At 65.3% G+C, this 16,538-nt stretch carries 16 protein-coding genes; 4 read left to right on the top strand and 12 right to left on the bottom strand.

The window, feature by feature from the left end; genetic code table 11:
* Positions 1 to 220 precede the first annotated feature (220 nt).
* Positions 221 to 1,555: a S8 family serine peptidase gene (locus XH91_RS19475; protein ID WP_128952068.1), complete on the top strand. Its 1,335-nt coding sequence runs from the start codon at positions 221 to 223 to the stop codon at positions 1,553 to 1,555.
* 142 nt (positions 1,556 to 1,697) lie between these two features.
* Positions 1,698 to 1,937 (top strand): hypothetical protein, encoded by a 240-nt coding sequence (locus XH91_RS19470; protein ID WP_128952067.1) that lies wholly within the window; start codon positions 1,698 to 1,700, stop codon positions 1,935 to 1,937.
* A gap of 27 nt (positions 1,938 to 1,964) precedes the next feature.
* On the opposite strand, the gene XH91_RS19465 is transcribed toward XH91_RS19470, so the two are convergent.
* Together XH91_RS19465 and XH91_RS19460 are read right to left on the bottom strand one after the other, a co-directional pair.
* On the bottom strand, positions 1,965 to 2,975 hold the full coding sequence (locus tag XH91_RS19465; RefSeq protein WP_128952066.1) for a Na+-dependent transporter: 1,011 nt from the start codon (positions 2,973 to 2,975) through the stop codon (positions 1,965 to 1,967).
* 13 nt (positions 2,976 to 2,988) lie between these two features.
* Positions 2,989 to 3,936 carry an alpha/beta hydrolase gene (locus XH91_RS19460; protein ID WP_128952065.1) on the bottom strand — a complete coding sequence of 316 codons (948 nt, stop codon included), beginning with the start codon at positions 3,934 to 3,936 and terminating at the stop codon, positions 2,989 to 2,991.
* A 207-nt stretch (positions 3,937 to 4,143) separates the two neighbouring features.
* On the opposite strand from XH91_RS19460, the gene XH91_RS19455 reads away from it, so the two are divergent.
* The gene (locus XH91_RS19455; protein WP_164938297.1) at positions 4,144 to 5,166 is read left to right on the top strand and encodes a DUF2155 domain-containing protein; all 1,023 of its coding nucleotides are present in this window, start codon (positions 4,144 to 4,146) and stop codon (positions 5,164 to 5,166) included.
* Between the two features lie 39 nt (positions 5,167 to 5,205).
* Here the strand turns inward: XH91_RS19455 and aat are convergent, their stop codons facing one another.
* The 10 genes from aat to XH91_RS19405 form a co-directional block, all read right to left on the bottom strand.
* Positions 5,206 to 5,886, bottom strand: coding sequence for a leucyl/phenylalanyl-tRNA--protein transferase (gene aat / locus XH91_RS19450; protein ID WP_128952063.1), 681 nt, complete (start codon positions 5,884 to 5,886; stop codon positions 5,206 to 5,208).
* Positions 5,887 to 5,945: 59 nt separating this feature from the next.
* Positions 5,946 to 7,052, bottom strand: a complete 1,107-nt coding sequence (locus XH91_RS19445; RefSeq protein ID WP_128952062.1) for a sensor histidine kinase — start codon at positions 7,050 to 7,052, stop codon at positions 5,946 to 5,948.
* Entirely contained in the window at positions 7,049 to 7,489 is a 441-nt protein-coding gene (locus tag XH91_RS19440) for a response regulator (protein ID WP_128952061.1), read from the bottom strand. The genes XH91_RS19445 and XH91_RS19440 overlap by 4 nt, the downstream gene beginning before the upstream one ends.
* Positions 7,486 to 9,003: a sensor histidine kinase gene (locus XH91_RS19435; RefSeq protein ID WP_128952060.1), complete on the bottom strand. Its 1,518-nt coding sequence runs from the start codon at positions 9,001 to 9,003 to the stop codon at positions 7,486 to 7,488. The genes XH91_RS19440 and XH91_RS19435 overlap by 4 nt, the downstream gene beginning before the upstream one ends.
* Before the next feature lie 102 nt (positions 9,004 to 9,105).
* Positions 9,106 to 10,464 (bottom strand): acetyl-CoA carboxylase biotin carboxylase subunit, encoded by a 1,359-nt coding sequence (accC, locus tag XH91_RS19430; RefSeq protein WP_128952059.1) that lies wholly within the window; start codon positions 10,462 to 10,464, stop codon positions 9,106 to 9,108.
* An 80-nt stretch (positions 10,465 to 10,544) separates the two neighbouring features.
* The gene (gene accB, locus XH91_RS19425; protein ID WP_128952058.1) at positions 10,545 to 11,039 is read right to left on the bottom strand and encodes an acetyl-CoA carboxylase biotin carboxyl carrier protein; all 495 of its coding nucleotides are present in this window, start codon (positions 11,037 to 11,039) and stop codon (positions 10,545 to 10,547) included.
* A 37-nt stretch (positions 11,040 to 11,076) separates the two neighbouring features.
* The gene (aroQ, locus tag XH91_RS19420) at positions 11,077 to 11,544 is read right to left on the bottom strand and encodes a type II 3-dehydroquinate dehydratase (protein WP_128952057.1); all 468 of its coding nucleotides are present in this window, start codon (positions 11,542 to 11,544) and stop codon (positions 11,077 to 11,079) included.
* 258 nt (positions 11,545 to 11,802) lie between these two features.
* Positions 11,803 to 12,606, bottom strand: a complete 804-nt coding sequence (locus tag XH91_RS19415; protein WP_128952056.1) for a DUF1236 domain-containing protein — start codon at positions 12,604 to 12,606, stop codon at positions 11,803 to 11,805.
* 250 nt (positions 12,607 to 12,856) lie between these two features.
* Entirely contained in the window at positions 12,857 to 13,624 is a 768-nt protein-coding gene (locus XH91_RS19410; protein ID WP_128952055.1) for a DsbA family protein, read from the bottom strand.
* A 95-nt stretch (positions 13,625 to 13,719) separates the two neighbouring features.
* Complete coding sequence (locus tag XH91_RS19405) at positions 13,720 to 15,114, bottom strand: M48 family metalloprotease (protein WP_128952054.1); 1,395 nt, start codon at positions 15,112 to 15,114, stop codon at positions 13,720 to 13,722.
* A 173-nt stretch (positions 15,115 to 15,287) separates the two neighbouring features.
* Here XH91_RS19405 and XH91_RS19400 point away from each other — a divergent pair, with 173 nt between their 5' ends.
* The gene (locus XH91_RS19400) at positions 15,288 to 16,475 is read left to right on the top strand and encodes a pyridoxal phosphate-dependent aminotransferase (protein WP_128952053.1); all 1,188 of its coding nucleotides are present in this window, start codon (positions 15,288 to 15,290) and stop codon (positions 16,473 to 16,475) included.
* The last annotated feature ends 63 nt before the right edge of the window (positions 16,476 to 16,538 follow it).

The following is a 16,538-nucleotide window of genomic DNA, read 5'->3' as shown; positions in this document are numbered from 1 at the left end:
TGCGAGCCTTCATTCGCGCCTTCGGCCCGCCACGGCAGGCGCTCCAGCGCGCGGCCCGGGCGGGGTGAGAAAAGGTCAGTAGCACTGCTGGAACAATCCGTCGCGATCGCGGTGCCTTGCGACCTTTGCGATTGCATGGGCATGCGCCGTTATGCAATCTTAAGATGTTTTTGTTGCGCAGCACGTTTTGCCGGCTCGATCATCATTTCAGGAGAACACGATGGCACGCAGAGCAACCAAATCGCCGAAATCGGCAGCCGCCGTCAGTCAATCAGTATCGGCAAGTGCGGACGAACTGATGCTGGCTGCGCTCGATCGCGGCGGCGACGTCACGAAGACAGGTCGTTTCCTGGTCACGTTCAAGGAAAGTGCGGCGGACGCAGGGATCAAATCCCTGTCGGCCAAACGAGGCTTGCGCGTTGCAGACGCGCGCGACTTCACCAATCAGTCCTTCGACTTCGCTGCCGCAGGCGATGCCGGCGCGATGGTGTTTTCGGAGATCGGCGTTGCTCTGGTCGGCGGGGATGCGGCCGTCGAGCACGGCATCAACGCAGCCGAGTTCGTCGCGGCGGATGCGCCCGCGCATTCGGTCGATCCCGAGTACTTCATGTTCGCCACGCAGATCAATCCGAGCGACTATCTGCGCGGCGTGCTGCGCACGGCGGAGATGATCGCCGAAGATCTCGGCACGCAGGAGACCGGCGGCGCAGCGGTGCGCGACGTTTCCGCGGCCGTCGCCGGCGCCACCTGGGGACTTTCGGCCTGTCGCGTGCCGCCAAGTCACTTCGACGCCAACGGCATCAAGGTGGCCGTGCTCGACACCGGCTTCGACCTTGGCCATCCCGAATTCGCGGGCCGCTCCTTTGTCACCAACAGCTTCGTGGGACAGCCCGTGCAGGACCTGCATGGTCACGGGACACATACGGCCGGCACCGCCTGCGGTCCGGCATCGCCTCCCGGTCCGGTGCCGCGCTACGGCATCGGCGCCCGCGCGCAGATTTTCATCGGCAAGGTCCTGACCAATTCCGGAGGCGGCACCCAGGCCCAGGTCCTGGCGGGCATGAACTGGGCGATCAGCAACCGCTGCGCCGCGATCTCGATGTCGCTCGGTGCGCAGATTCCGGTGCAGCCGTCCTATACAGCCGCGGGAAACGCGGCGCTCAACGCGGGCTGCCTGATCATTGCGGCGTCCGGCAACGCCAGCAGCCGGCCGTGGAACATCCAGCCGACCGGCGCACCGGCCAATTCGCCGTCGGTCGTGTCGGTGGCGGCGCTCGACAGCTCGCTGCGCGTGGCCGTGTTCTCGAACGGCGGCAAGGTCGATATCGCCGGTCCCGGCGTCAACGTGTTCTCGTCATGGCCGCGGCCGACGCTGCACAATACGATCAGCGGCACCAGCATGGCGACGCCGCATGTCGCAGGCTGCGCCGCTCTGTGGGCGCAGACGAGTCAGGCGTTGCGTGGCGCAGCCTTGCGCGCAAAATTGATCGCAAGTGCCAGGCACCTTCCGTTACCGGCGACGGACGTCGGCGCTGGCCTCGTGCAGGCGCCTTAGACGAAATGCATCGCAAGACGGGCCGGCCGGCGAGCGTGAGCTGCCGGCCACGCCGGCGTATTTGGCAAGCTGCGCTTGAATTTCGGCATGGTATGATCACCTCTAGCCGGACATCGAGGAAGATGTCGCCTTGGAGAGAGCCATGAAGAAACCGCGCCAAGCCGTCGTGGTGACCCTGTCGGGGAAGCGTAAGATCGAGGAGGTCGCGCGTGATCTCAAGGCGATCGGGCTGGACGAAGCCCAGTCGCTCGACGCCATCGGCGTTGTGACCGGGGCCACGGATCCTGACAAGATCGCGAAGCTGAGGAAGGTTCCGGGCGTTCAGGACGTCTCGCTCGACCACAAGGTCGACATCGGACCGCCCGACGGGCGCGTCAGCTAGCGAATTGCGGCGCGGCTCCGGGCCGCTCTATGGCGCCGGCCGCGTAGCGGCGATCATCGGCGCTGTCGGCTTCTGCGCCGTCAGCCGCCGCGCGATCGGTGTCAGCAAGTATGGCGACAGGTGGATCGGAAACTGCGTCATCGCGAAATAGAGCCAGGTCGTTGCCGGCAAAGCGCCTGATGTCGCCGCGAGCATCAGGCCGAGATTGCGCTGTGACACCATCAGTCCGAGCGCCAGCGCGCGCTCAGTGCCGATGCGGCGGAACAGCAGGGTCGTCACAGTGAGCAGCGTGAAATAGATCGCGAATGACAGGGCTGCGAGGCTTACGGTGAAGATCGGGCGCGCCATCAGGTCACCCACGACGTCGCCCATGATCGCCGACGCGAAGATGAAGAGAATGATGATGTTGAAGCCGTCGATCGACTGCTTGTGACGCTGGATCGCATCCGCGCCGAACAGCCAGCGGAGCATCGTCGCCGATAGCAGCGATGCCGAGAGGATACCTGATAGCTTCAGGCCGAGCGTGAGCGGCGAGATGCTGAGCATGCCGCCGAGAAAGAGTCCTGCGAACAACGATGCGGTGAACGGCACGATCGCGGTTGCCGTCACCAGCGTGACCAGCACCAGCGTGGCATCGAGCCCCATCAGCGCGGCGAGCGCAGGAGAGGCCATCATCGGCGAGGCCATGCTCTGGAGCATCAGCGCCAGCGACAGGCCCGGTGCGCGCTCGGTGAGTCCGGTCGCATGCGCGACCAGGCCGACGATGACGGGCACGCCGATCGTGGTCCAGGCGGTCGCCGCCGCCACCAGCGCCGGCCGGCGCAGATGACCCGACAGCGCCACGAGATCGACCCGCATGAAGGAGATGCAGAGCAGGACGAGGATCGCCTCGGTGAGGTAGGGACGCAGCAGCGCGCCGAGCGGCGGCACGGCTGCGGCGATGAACACGATTGCGGCGACCGCACGCGTGCCCTGGCTGCCGAGCCAGGTCAGGCCGCGCAGCGGAAGGGCGAAGATGGATTGAAGCGCTGACGACATCAGGGTGGCGCTCTCAGCCCAATGCCTTCAGCCATGCGCCGATCTCGCTCACCGCGACATTGGCCTGTTGCAGCAATTTGCCCATGGTGAAGAAGCCGTGGAATTGGCCGGGGAAATGTTTGTACGTAACGGGCACGCCGGCCTGCTTCAGTCGTGCGGCGTATTCACCGCCTTCGTCGCGCAGGGGATCGGCGCCGGCTGTCATGACGAAGGCGGGCGGCAGGCCGGCAAGGTTTTCAGCGCGCGCGGGCGAGGCGCGCCAGTCGTGGATATCCGCGGCGCTGCTCAGATAATGGTCGCGGAACCAGCGGATCACGCTGTGCGTCAGCAGCACGCTGGTCTCGGGCTCGCTATGCGAGCCATGCGTCATGGCGAAATCGACGGCGGGATAGATCAGCAGCTGGCCCGCAAGCTCAGGGCCGTCGCCGTCACGCGCGGCGAGCGCGACGACCGCTGCGAGATTGCCGCCGGCGCTGTCGCCGCCGATCGAAAGTCGCGCGGGATCGATTCCGAGCGCGCGAGCATTCGCGGCAATCCATTTGGTCGCGGCAACCGCATCATCGGCGGCGGCGGGAAACTTGTGCTCGGGCGCGAGGCGGTAGTCGATCGCGATCACCACAAGCGCGCCTGCGTCGGCGAGCTGCCGGCAGACCACGTCGTGGCTGTCGAGATCGCCGATCACCCAGCCGCCGCCGTGGAAGAACACCAGCGCGGGCGCTGCGCCATCTTTGAGGCGGGGCTGTTTCGGCACGTAGATGCGTGCGGGGATCGTTCCATGCGGTGCCGTGATCGACAGCGGCGCGACGCGGGCCAGTTCGGGCGGTTCGGGGTTGGTGACAAAGCGGGCCTGGAGGTAATAGGCGCGCGCCTCCGCCGCGGTCAGCGTCTCGTAGGCGGGACGGCCAGCGTCCTGGAACGCCTTGTAGACGGTGGCGGCATCGAGATCGAGCACGACGGGCATGGGCAGGTACTCCCAGAGTTTCTGGTGATCGTTGGACGGCCTTGTGGAGGCAATGCCCGTGTCGGCGCCGGGGAGAGGCCTTGCGACTATCCCATCCGTGGACCGGTCTGGCCAGCCGGGCGGCGGGCAGGGCAGGAATGCCGCCCTTTCCCCGCCGTATTCGCCGTGTTAACCGGTTGGCCTGCGAGCGGCGGTATCCCCTGTAGAATGTCCAACAAGCCCGATTCGCTGTTGAAGCCGCGCGAGATGTTCAAAACCTTTACCCTGACAGGCCTAGCGGCGCTGCTGGCTGCCATCGCGCTGACGGTGGCAACGCCGGTGCAGGCGCAGATCGGCACGATCTTCTCCGATCCGCCGCCGCTGCGGCCGCCGGGGAGCATCCCCCGGGGCGGGCAGCCCCAGCCGGCGCCGACCCCTGACGACGACGAAGAGGTGCCCGAGCTGCCGCCGCAGGGCCGCGTGCTGCCGTCGCGCCCGATGCCGCGCCAGGGCAATGCCATGCCCGGACCGGTCGAAACCCAGCCGCTGGCGCCGCCGCCGGGCACCACCATGGCTCCGCAGAACCAGCCGCCAGCGGTGGCGGTTGCGCCGCCGGGCGCGGCTCCCGGCCAGCGCCAGCCGCAGCAGAAGGGCGGGACCCAGCAGGGCGCCGTGCCGCAGGCTCCGGCCAGCCTGCAGCCGGGCGACGAGGTCGTCACCGAGCCGCCGGCGCAGAAGATCGTGAACAAGAAGGCGACCTTCTCGGGCCTCGACAAGATCACCGGGCGCATCATCAATTTCGACGAGGATATCGGCGAGACCGTGCAGTTCGGCGCGCTGCGGGTGAAGACCGATGCCTGCTACACGCGGCCCGCGACCGAAGCCGCCAATACCGATGCGTTCGTCGAGGTCGACGAGATCACCTTGCAGGGCGAGGTGAAGCGGATCTTCTCCGGCTGGATGTTTGCCGCAAGCCCCGGCCTGCACGGCGTCGAGCACCCGATTTACGACATCTGGCTGACCGACTGCAAAGAGCCGCAGCAGACCATTGCGACGGCCGCGCCGGATCCGGCGACCAAGCCGGCCGCGCCGCCGCCTCCGCCTCCCGCGCAGAGGAGGGCCGCGCCGAAGCAGGCCGTGCAGCAGCGGGCGCCGCAGCCTTTGCCACCACCGCCGCAGCCAGCCCCGCCGCCTCCTCCGCCGCCGGAGCAGCGGCCGGGCCTGTTCGGTATTCCAGGCTTTGGCCGTTAGGCCGAATCCCCTCGGGTCTTTTCAACCGGTGGGGCTGATCTATTGCCGCGAGGCGATGATCTCGAGCGCGCGCGCCCCCGGGACGGCATCGCCGCCAGCCAGTCTCAGGAAATCGCCGGGCTCGCCGGCGAGCGCCTTGTCGAGCAAGGCCGTGTAGCGGCGCCGCGAGATTTCCGCCGCACCAAAGGTCTTGAGATGCTCGGTGACATATTGCGTGTCGAGCAGCTCGAAGCCGCCATGGATCAGCCGCGCGACCAGATGCACCAGCGCAACCTTGGAGGCATCGCGCGCGGTGTGGAACATGCTCTCGCCGAAGAAGGCGCGTCCCAGGCTCACCCCGTAAAGACCGCCGACGAGGTCGTCGCCCTGCCAGGCCTCGACGCTGTGGCAATGGCCGAGCTCGTAGAGGCCGCCATAGAGGTCGCGGATGCGCTTGTTGATCCAGGTGTCCTCGCGCCCGGCTTGCGGCGCGGCGCAGCCGGCGATGGTCGCCTTGAACGCGGTGTTGACGGTGACGCGAAACACATCCGATCGCACGGTGCGCGCCAGGCGCGAGGCGACCCGAAAACCATTGAGCGGGATCACGCCGCGCATTTCCGGCTCGACCCAGAACAGGGTCGGATCGTCGGCACTCTCGGCCATCGGGAAGATGCCGCAGGCATAGGCGCGCAGCAGCACGGCCGGCGTGATTTCAGACGAGGCGGAGTCGCGCGAAGTCATGATCGCGACAATAGCAGGATCGCCGCGCCGGTGCGATGGGCGCGAACGAGCGGCCCGGATCAGCCCGCCGCGGCGCTGTTCGTCTTGCCCGACAGAGCGGGGGTGCGGCGGAACCGCAGGATGATGCGGGTTCCGGAATGGCCGGGATCGCGCTCGACGGTGGCGTCGAGCTTGGAGGCCATCGCCGCGACGATGCGCTGGCCCATGCCGGTGGAGCGCGGATCGGCCTTGACGTTGTCGCCGACGCCGTCGTCGGTGATCGTCAGCAGGAGATCCTCGCCCTTCGAGCTCAGCTCGACGTGAATGGGCCCGGCGCCATCGGGATAGGCGTATTTCACCGCGTTCATCACCAGCTCGTTGACGATGATGCCGACGGCGACGGCGCGGTCGGGGTCGATCTCGATCGGCTCGGCCTTCACCGTCAGGCGCGACATCCGGTTGCCTTCGGCGGAGCGGCGGAGATCCTCGAGCAGGGAGTCCAGATACTGGTTGAGCATCACGCTCTTCAGATCCTGCGAGGTGTAGAGGCGGCGGTGCACCTGGGCGACGGCGGCGACGCGGCCCATCGCGTTGGTGAGCGCGGCCTTGACCTCGTCCTGGGCGGCGGAGCTCGCCTGCAGATGCAGCAGCGACGCGATGATCTGGAGCGAATTGCCGACGCGGTGATTGACCTCGCGCAGCAGCAGCTCGCGTTCGGCGGCAAGCGCGGCATAGCGGTCGCGCGAGGCGTGGATCTCGGCCTCGGCTTCCTCGCGCGCGCGCTGCAATTCGGCCTGGCGCAGCGCGCCTTCGGCCGCGACATGCAGCAGCGGGATGAAGTCGCCCTTGACGTCCTTGACCAGATAATCGGCCGCGCCTGCTTTCAGCGCGGTAACGGCAATGCTGGAATCCTGCGAGGCCGTGACGAAGACCACGGGCGGGGCATCCGGGATCGCCATGATCTGCTCGAGCGTCTCGAGCCCGTCGAGACCCGGCATGTACTGGTCGAGCGCCACGACATCGATGCAGCCCCGGGTGCTGGCGCTGCGGATGCGCTCCAGTCCTTCCTCGCCGCTTGCGGCATGGACGACCTTGTAGCCGCGCCGCGTCAGGCCGCGATCGACCAGGCGCGCCAGCGCGTCGTCGTCATCGATGTAGAGCAGTGTCGGCGTGCGCTGTTGGGTCATGAGGCGGCGGGCGGGACCTGGATGACGGAGAAGAACAGGCCGAGCTGCCGGATGGCATTGGCGAAATTCTCGTAATTGACGGGCTTGGTGATGTAGACGTTGCAGCCGAGTTCGTAGCAGCGCTTGATCTCCTGGCTGTCGTCGGTCGTGGTCAGCACCACCACGGGCGAGGCCTTGAGATATTTGTTTTCCTTGATCTGCTTCAGGATATCGATCCCGCTCATGTCGGGCAGGTTGAGGTCGAGCAGGATCAGGAGTGCGTTGCCTTTCTGAGCGAGTCCGGTGCCGTCGGGCCCGAACAGATGCTTCATCGCCGAGGTGCCGTTGGTGAAGGAGAGGATCTCGTTGTTGACGCCGGAGCGGCGGATATTGCGCTCGATCAGCCTGGCGTGGCCCTCGTCGTCCTCGATCATGATGATGGTGACGGGCAATGTCATTGGTCGGCGTTCCGGTTGCTGGCGTTCCAATTGATGGGCAGCGTGATCGTAAATGTACTGCCCGCGTTCAGTTCCGACGATACCGACATTGTGCCACCGAGGCGGCGCACAAGTGCACGGACATGGGCAAGACCGATGCCCTGACCGGGCTTGTCCTGAGTTCCCGCACGCCGGAACAGGTCGAAAATCCGCTGATGATCCCTGGGATCGATGCCGCGGCCGTTGTCGCTGATTTCGAAGATAGCGTAGCCAAGCTTGGTGCGCCCGCGAATTCTGATCTCGCCGGGAACCCCGTTCTTGAGGTACTTGATCGCGTTATCGATCAGATTGGAGAAGATCTGTTCCAGCGCAAGGCGGTCACTGACAATATTCGGCAACGGCTCGAGGTGGATCTCGGCCTGCGCTTCGGACGCTTGGTGCGCCAGCGAGGAGACGATGGTCTCGATGAAATCGCGGGTATCGATCCTTTCGGGCTGAAACTCGCGCCGGCCCTCGCGGGTAAGGTTGAGGATCGCCGAGATCAGCCGGTCCATCCGGGCGATCGAGGATTTGATGAAGCCGAGCGCTTCGGAAAAATCCGCCGACATCTGCTTGTCGGCGCCCTCGAGCGGAATCTCGGCAGCGTCGACCGGCGGGCCGCCCGCCGGCACGCCCGCGAGCCCTCCGATCCGTCGGAAGATGTCCTTGCCCAATTCCTCGAGCTCACTGGTGAAGCCCATGATGTTGACCAGCGGCGAGCGCAGGTCATGGCTGACGATATAGGCAAAGCGCTGGATCTCATCGTTGGCTTCGCGCAGGTCTGCCGTGCGCTCGTCGACGGTGGCTTCCAGGTTGAGGTTGGCATCGCGCAGCCGTGCCTCGGCCTCGTCGCGGCTGCGCGCCGAACGCCGCACCAGCCAGATCGAGATCAGCGCCAGCACCACCACGAGACCGGAACCGATGCCGGTGAGGGACGCGGCCAGCGTCTGGCTGCGGTCAGAGTTGACCGATCGGAGCCGGAACAGCCGCTCCTCCTCCTGCATCATCGCAGTGGCCTCGCGGCTGATCGCGGAGGTGGTATTGGCAGCGGCGGCCTCGCGTACCAGTGCGATGGATTTGTCGAGCTGGCCCTGCCGGACGAACTCCATTTCCTGCGAAAATTGGCCAAGCCGGGTCTCGATTGCCGCGCTGAGCTTCTCGATGCTCTCGCGTTGCGCCGGATTGTCACCGGTCAGGCGCGTGATCCTGTCCAAGGCGGGCACGATTTCCGCGACAGCCTTCTCGTGGTCGGCCTTGAAGTTCTCGCCCTGCGTCAGGAGATAGCCGCGCGCCCCGCTCTCGGCCCGCCGCAGTTCGAGCAGCAGCGCGTTAAGCTGGTTCTCTACCTCCAGGGTGTGAACCACCCATTTATTGTCGTCGCGCGCCTTGTTGACGAGATAGATGGAGCCGGCGCTGATTGCGGTCAGCACGACCAGGCCGGCTGCGAACAGCAGGATCTGCCAAAATGCGCGACGTCGCTGCCCCTCGGCGGTCACGACCATCTCGCTCGATCAAATCTGGAAGTCAAAACGCCCCCTTGGAACTGCCCCACCGTCCAAAACGCGATGGGGGCCAACGGGTTCCCTGGAAAGCAACGATTATTTCGCTGATGGTTCCGTCTTGCCGGCGAGATACTGCTCCAGCCAGTGGATGTGGTAGTCGCCGTTGATGATGTCGTCCTGACGGACCAGGTCGCGGAACAGCGGCAGCGTGGTCTCGATGCCCTCGACCACCATCTCGTCCAGCGCCCGGCGCAGGCGCATCAGGCATTCGGCGCGGGTCTTGCCGTGGACGATCAGCTTGCCGACGAGGGAATCGTAATAGGGCGGGATCTGGTAGCCCTGATAGACAGCGGAATCGATCCGCACACCGAGCCCGCCGGGGGGGTGGTACTGCGAGATCCGGCCGGGCGAGGGGCGGAAGGTCTGCGGGTTCTCCGCATTGATGCGGCACTCGATGGCGTGGCCGATGATCTGGATCTCGTCCTGCCTGGCCGGCAGCTCGCCGCCGGCGGCGATGCGGATCTGCTCCAGCACGAGGTCGATGTCGGTGATGCTCTCGGTGACGGGATGCTCGACCTGGATGCGCGTGTTCATCTCGATGAAGTAGAACTCGCCGTCCTCGTAGAGGAACTCGATGGTGCCGACGCCGAGATATTTCATTTCGCGCATCGCCTTGGCGCAAGTCTCGCCGATCTTGGCGCGCGCAGCCGCAGCCAGCACGGGCGAGGGGCCTTCCTCCCAGACCTTCTGGTGGCGGCGCTGCAGCGAGCAGTCGCGTTCGCCGAGATGAATCGCGCCGCCGCGTCCGTCGCCGAGGATCTGGATCTCGATGTGGCGGGGCTTCTGCAGGTATTTTTCCAGGTAGACGGAGGCGTCGCCGAAAGCGGATTTCGCCTCGTTGGCCGCCGTCGACAGCGCGACCTGGAGATCCGCCTCGCTCTGCGCGACCTTCATGCCGCGGCCACCGCCGCCAGCAGCAGCCTTCACCAGCACGGGAAAGCCGATCTTCCTGGCGATCGCCATCGCGTCGTCGCTCGGACCAACCGCACCATCGGAGCCGGGCACCACGGGGATGCCGAGCTTCTTGGCGGTCTTCTTGGCCTCGATCTTGTCGCCCATCAGGCGGATGTGCTCGGCCTTGGGCCCGATGAATTGCAGATTGTGCTCGCCGAGGATCTCGGCGAAGCGCGCGTTCTCCGACAGGAAGCCGTAACCGGGATGCACGGCATCCGCGCCTGTTATCTCGCAGGCCGCGAGCAGCGCGGGGATGTTGAGATAGCTGTCCTTCGACGGCGGCGGCCCGATGCAGACGCTCTCGTCCGACAGGCGCACATGCATGGCGTCAGCGTCGGCGGTGGAGTGCACGGCGACGGTCGCGATGCCGAGCTCCTTGCAGGCCCGCAGGATGCGAAGGGCGATCTCGCCGCGATTGGCTATGAGGATCTTGTCGAACATGATGTCCTAGCGAATGGCGAGTGGCGAATGGCAGGTAGGGAAGGCTGATGCCATTCGCTACTCGCTATTCTCCATTCGCGTTATTCAATAATGACCAGGGGCTCGCCGAACTCGACGGGCTGGCCGTCCTCGACCAGAATCTGCGTCACGGTGCCTGATCGGGTCGAGGGAATCTGGTTCATGGTCTTCATCGCTTCGATGATCAGCAGAGTCTGACCGACGGAGACCTTGGCGCCGACCTCGACGAACGGCTTGGCGCCGGGCTCCGGCGCCCAATAGGCGGTGCCGACCATCGGCGAGGTCACCGCGCCCGGATGCTTGGAAAAATCTGCTGCGGCTGCGGCCGCAGGGGTGGCGGCGGGTGCAGCGGCAAGCGCGGGAGCTGCATGAGCGACCGGCATCGGCATGGTCGCGGCGACGCTGATGTTGCGGGCGACGCGCAGGCGCAGGCCGGCGCGCTCGATCTCGATCTCGGTGAGGCTGGTCTCGTCGAGCAGCAGAGCGAGCTCGCGGACGAGCGCGGAATCGTCACTGGAAAACTTTGCGGCTGCTTTGTCGTCTGGCTGGCGCGCCATGTTCTTTGATCCGAATGTTCTGGGTGAAGAGGGAGCGTCAGGCTTTGGGCTTGATGCCGAGCTTGGCGGCAAGGCCCTGGATGGCGAGGCGGTAGCCCTCGATGCCGAAGCCGCAGAGCGAGGCGAAGGCCGCGCGCGCGGTGTAGGAGTGGTGACGGAAGCCTTCGCGGGCGTGGATGTTGGTCACGTGCACTTCGACCGTCGGGATCTGTACCGCGAGCAGCGCGTCGTGCAGCGCAATCGAGGTGTGCGAATAGCCCCCGGCGTTGATGATGATGCCCTTCATCTTGCGCCCATGTGCCTCGTGGATGAAGTCGATCAGCTCGCCTTCGCGGTTGGACTGCCGGCAGTCGGCCTTGAGACCGAAGCTCGCCGCCGTCTCCCGGCACAGCGCCTCGACGTCGGCCAGCGTGGCATGGCCATACTTCTCGGGCTCCCGCGTCCCCAGCATGTTGAGGTTGGGCCCGTTGAGGACGAGGATCGTGTCGGTTGCTGGTTCGGCCATTCCAATCCCGGAAGAGGTGTTTCGGCGTGGCGGGGGTTATAGGTAACAAAGTGACCTAGGGGAAGCCTTGAAGGGCCTCGGTAAGGGCTTCAGGGACCTCATCCAGTGTGCAAAAACCTGTGCGGAAACTACGGAAATTGCTTGTTAACCAGTCCAAAGCATGGCTGTCGGACGAGGCCGGCGGGGCCAGCCGCCCCAACGGCAAAAAGCCCCTGCCGATCGCTCGGCAAGGGCTCTCTGGGCATTCTCCGAGGCAGCTTAGCCTTCGATGATGTAGACGATCTCGCGTGTCTGCGGCTTGACGATGATGTACTCGCCGTGGACCAGGATCACGTCATAGCCGCGCCATTCCGGATAGATCTCGACAATCCGCTCCGGGAGCGGCTGGAAGTGGACGGAGGCCGGGATCGTCGTGCCGACCGAGACGTTGAAATTGACGTTGGTCGTCTCTTCGATCTTGGTCGACTTGATCGCGGTTGAGATTTGGGCCCGCTTTTCAGCCGGCGGCGCGGCGGTCGCCGAGGTCGCGGCGTTGCCGGTCGTGGTCTGCGACTTGCTGTCGGTCGTAGCCGGGCGGTTCTCGGCATTGTTGGTCGAGGTGCCGCTCTTGGTGCCCTCAGCCTTCATGTCCTTCTGCGTGCCGGACTTGCTGGTATCCTGGCTCATGCTCTTGGACTTGTCCTGCGTCGACTTGTCCTGCGCGCTCTGGGCGTGCTCGCCCTTCGCCGCGCCGGCCTTCTCGTCGGCCGCGTTCTTGTTCATCGCGCCGGACTTCTCCATCCCGCCTGACTTCTCCGCGGTGCCGGATTTCTCCATCGCACCGGACGACTTCTCTTCGCCTTGCTTCATGGCGCCGCCAGCCTGGCCGACGGTACCTTTCTCATGGCTGGATTCCTTGCCCATCGCGCCACTGCGCTCGGCAGCGCCGCCCGAGGACTGCGAATGCTGCATCGGCTGCGCGCCGGCGCCGCTGTCGTTCTTCATCGTGCCTTGTGCGTTCGCCAGACCGGTGCCTGCGATCAGCGCGACTGCGGCAACCGAGATCATAAAGCGGTTCAACATTGAATTCTCCTCACGTGTTTCTTTGCGTCATTGCCCGCGCCGACAACGGGAGGAGGTGTCACTTGTTCCGGAACATCTGCTGTTCCCCGGCATTTGTTTCCTAAACGCGGGATGAACGTTCGCGCCGGATTCACGCCAGACTCTGCGCGTCGAGATTCGTGGAGAGCTTCGGCCAACGAAAAAGGCCGGCTTCTCAGCCGGCCTCGTCGCGTGCGCAAATTGCAGAATGCGTGATCAGCAGATCGGCCCGTTAGCAGGTGGCCTTGCCGCAGCGGGCGACGCCGATCTTTTCCTTGAGGCCATCGAGGCCGACGGCGCCGACAATGATCTGCTTGCCGATCACGTAGCTCGGCGTGCCGTTCATGCCCATCGCCTCAGCCAGCTTGAAGTTCTCCTCGATGGTGGCGCGCACTTCGGGGCTTTGGATGTCCTTCTCGATCCTCGCGGTGTCGAGGCCGGCATCCTTCGCCGCCTGCATGGCGCGCGCCTTGTCGGCCGGGCCGCGACCGCCGAGCAGTTTCTGGTGGAAGTCGAGATATTTCTTGCCGGAGGGATCCTGCATGCGGACGGCGACCGCGACCTGTGCGGCTTCGACCGAGCCCTGGCTCAGCACCGGAAACTCCTTGAGCACGACCTTCAGTTTGGGATCTGACTTCATCAGGTCGAGCATGTCGCTCATCGCCCGCTTGCAGTAGCCGCAATTGTAATCGAAGAACTCGACGAAGGTGACGTCGCCGTCCTTGTTGCCGAGCACGACCTGACGCGGCGAGTTGAAGATCGCATCCGAGTTCTGCGCGATGCTGGCTTCGTGCTTCTCCGTCTCCGCCGCGGCTTGCCGCTTGCTGAGCTCGGTCATGGCTTCCTCGAGCACCTCGGGGTGGGTGACGAGGTAGTTCTTGATGATCGCCTCGATGTCGGTGCGCTGGGCATCCGAGAAGCTTTCGGCCGAAGCCGGTCCCGTTGCGCCGAAGATGGCGAGCGCAAACAGCGCGGGAGCAAGCAGGCGCAGCGAAGGCATTGGCAAATCCTCTATCCAGTGCAGGTTTCGAAAAAACGTCGCGGTGGACTTATTCGCTAGTGTCGTGACGTCAAAGTGGCAGTTCAGGCTTCAATCTAGTTCCGCGGCGGTTTCGACGCCACGATGTCGTCGGCCCTGACCCATCCGGGCGTGCCGACGGCGAAACGGGTTTTCGCGCGCGTGGCGAGCTCGCGAGCGGTCTTGTTGTCGCCGCGCAAATACGCGGCCTGGGCGGAGGCGAGATCCGCCTCGGCATAGTCTCCCTTCCGGCCATACGCCATCGCAAGCTGGGTGAAGCCGATCGGCGCCTCGGGCTCGCGCGCCACCGCTGCACGGAGAATCTTGATGGCGTCGTCCGTGTAGGCCTTATTATCGGTTCCAACCAGAGCCTGCCCAAGTAACATCTCGATGAGGGCCGAATTGTTCGAGAGTGCGACCGCCTTGCGCAGGGGGGCAATCGCGTCGGCGGGCTTGCCGCTCTCCAGGAGCGCCTGGCCGCGCACCTCGTAGAAGTACGGGTTGTTCGGCTGCACCGCGATCAGGGCGTCGATCTGGGTGAGGGCGCTGCGCAAGTCGCCGTGCAGATAGGTGCTGATGGCGCGGGCATAGCGCGCCGGCAGGCTGTCATTGGTCAGGGGATAGCGGCGATAGACCACTTCCGGCCGTTCCATGAAGGCGGAGATCTTGGCGCGCACCATGTCGTGGCGGAGCTGGAGCGCGGGATCGTCCTTCTTGTCCCAATAGGGACTGGTGCTGGCGAACTCCTGAAGCGCTGCAACGCGCTCGGCGGGCATCGGATGAGACTGCAGATAGGGATCGGCGCCGCGCGAAGCGAACAGGCTTTCGTTGGTGAAGCGCTTGAAGGTCTCGTACATGCCCTTCGGCGATTGCTGGGTCGCGGTCAGGAATTTCACGCCGGCGCGGTCGGCGTTCTCCTCCTGCTGGCGCTGATAGGACAACAGCGAACGGCGGATCATCTCCTGTGGTCCGGAGATGGCGGCCGCGCCGGCATTGGCGAGCCCGCTATTGCCGCCACGGCCGGCACCCGCCGCGATCGCGCCGGCGCCGAGCAGCATGGCGATGATCATGGACGTCTGGGCGCTGGCGATCTGCTCGCGCATCTTGGCGAGGTGGCCGCCGGCCAGATGCCCGGTCTCGTGCGCAAGCACGCCGATCAGCTGGTTTGGCGTCTCCGACTGCAGGATCGCACCGTAATTGACGAAGATGCGGCGGCCATCGGCGACGAACGCGTTGAACGAGTTGTCGTTGATGATCACCATCTGGATGTTCTGCTTCTCCAGACCGGCAACGCGCAGGATCGGGCGGGTATATTCGCGCAGCAGCTGCTCGGTTTCCGTGTCACGCAGGACCGGCGGTCCGCGGCCTTCCTGCGCCTGCGCCGGCGGGATCGGCAGCAGCGCGATCGCAGCCGCCGTGACGAGGGCGGTGAGGGCGGAGGCCTTCTTGCGCAATGCGATCTGGAGCAACATCAAACGGGCTTGCAAGCGGACTTGGATGTAGTTTTGTGATCGGTTTTGGCGATTGGCGGCGGACCGGATACGCGATATGCCCTTATGAGCCGTATAATGCGGCTAGTCTGGGGCGCAAGCGCCCTGTTTTCCGGACCGAACGGACCGGTTGGCCAGCGAAATAGCAGAAATCGATGCACGATGCGACATTAAGGACCCGGGTGGGGCAGTGGCTCGAGCCCTCCCGCCGCAGCGATGTTCCCCCGTTCATGGTGATGGACGTGATGGCCGCCGCGGCCCGGATCGAGGCCGCCGGCGGCCATGTCATTCACATGGAGGTCGGCCAGCCCGCGGCCGGTGCGCCGAAGACCGCGATTGCGGCCGCGCAGGCCGCGCTCGCGACGGGGCGGATCGATTACACCTCGGCGCTCGGCATTCCAAGCCTTCGCGACCGCATCGCGCGGCACTATCGTGACGCCTATGGCTGCACCGTCAGCCCGGACAGGATCGTTGTGACCACGGGCTCCTCCGGCGGTTTCATTCTGGCTTTCCTGTCGATGTTCGAGCCCGGCGATCGCGTCGCCGTCACGGTGCCCGGCTATCCGCCGTATCGTCACATCCTCACCGCGCTCGGCTGCGAGCCGGTGCTGATCGAGACTACCAACGAGACGCGCCACGCGCTCACCGGCGAGGCGCTGCTCGCCGCCCATCGCAAGGCGCCGCTGAAGGGCGTGCTGGTCGGCAGCCCCGCCAATCCAACGGGAACGATGATGTCCCGCGAAGCGCTCGCCGGCCTGATCGCCGCCGCGGAAGATGCCGGCATTCGCTTCATCTCCGACGAAATCTATCACGGGCTCGACTACGCGTTTCCTGCGGTGACGGCGGCGGCGCTGTCCGACCATGCGCTGGTGATCAACTCGTTCTCGAAGTATTTTTGCATGACCGGCTGGCGCGTCGGCTGGATGGTCGTGCCGGAGATTCTGGTGCGTCCGATCGAGCGGCTGCAGCAGAACCTCTCGATCTCGGTGCCCTCGCTCTCGCAGATCGCCGCAGAGGCCGCTTTCGACGGCGCGGCCGAGATGGAGGAGATCAAGCACGGCTATCAGGAGAATCGGCGCATCCTGATCGAGGGATTGCCCAAGGCTGGCCTCGCCAAGTTTCTGCCGGCGGATGGCGCCTTCTACCTCTATGCCGACGTCTCGGATTTCACCTCCGACAGTTTCGACTTCGCCAAGCAGATGCTGGAGAAGGCCCATGTTGCGGCCACACCCGGCGTCGATTTCGATCCGGTTCACGGCCGTTCGTTCATCAGATTCTCATATGCGCGCTCGCTTCAGGAGATGCAGGAGGCGGTTGACCGGATCGCTCACTGGCTTAAATAGCCGCCAGTTCTTGCCACGCCTCCGGAGTGCATCTTGTCTGATCGAACTGTCCAGCCCGCCGCC

The organism is Bradyrhizobium guangzhouense, from assembly GCF_004114955.1.
GTDB lineage: Bacteria > Pseudomonadota > Alphaproteobacteria > Rhizobiales > Xanthobacteraceae > Bradyrhizobium > Bradyrhizobium guangzhouense.
This window is presented reverse-complemented; position numbering and strand designations above follow the sequence as displayed.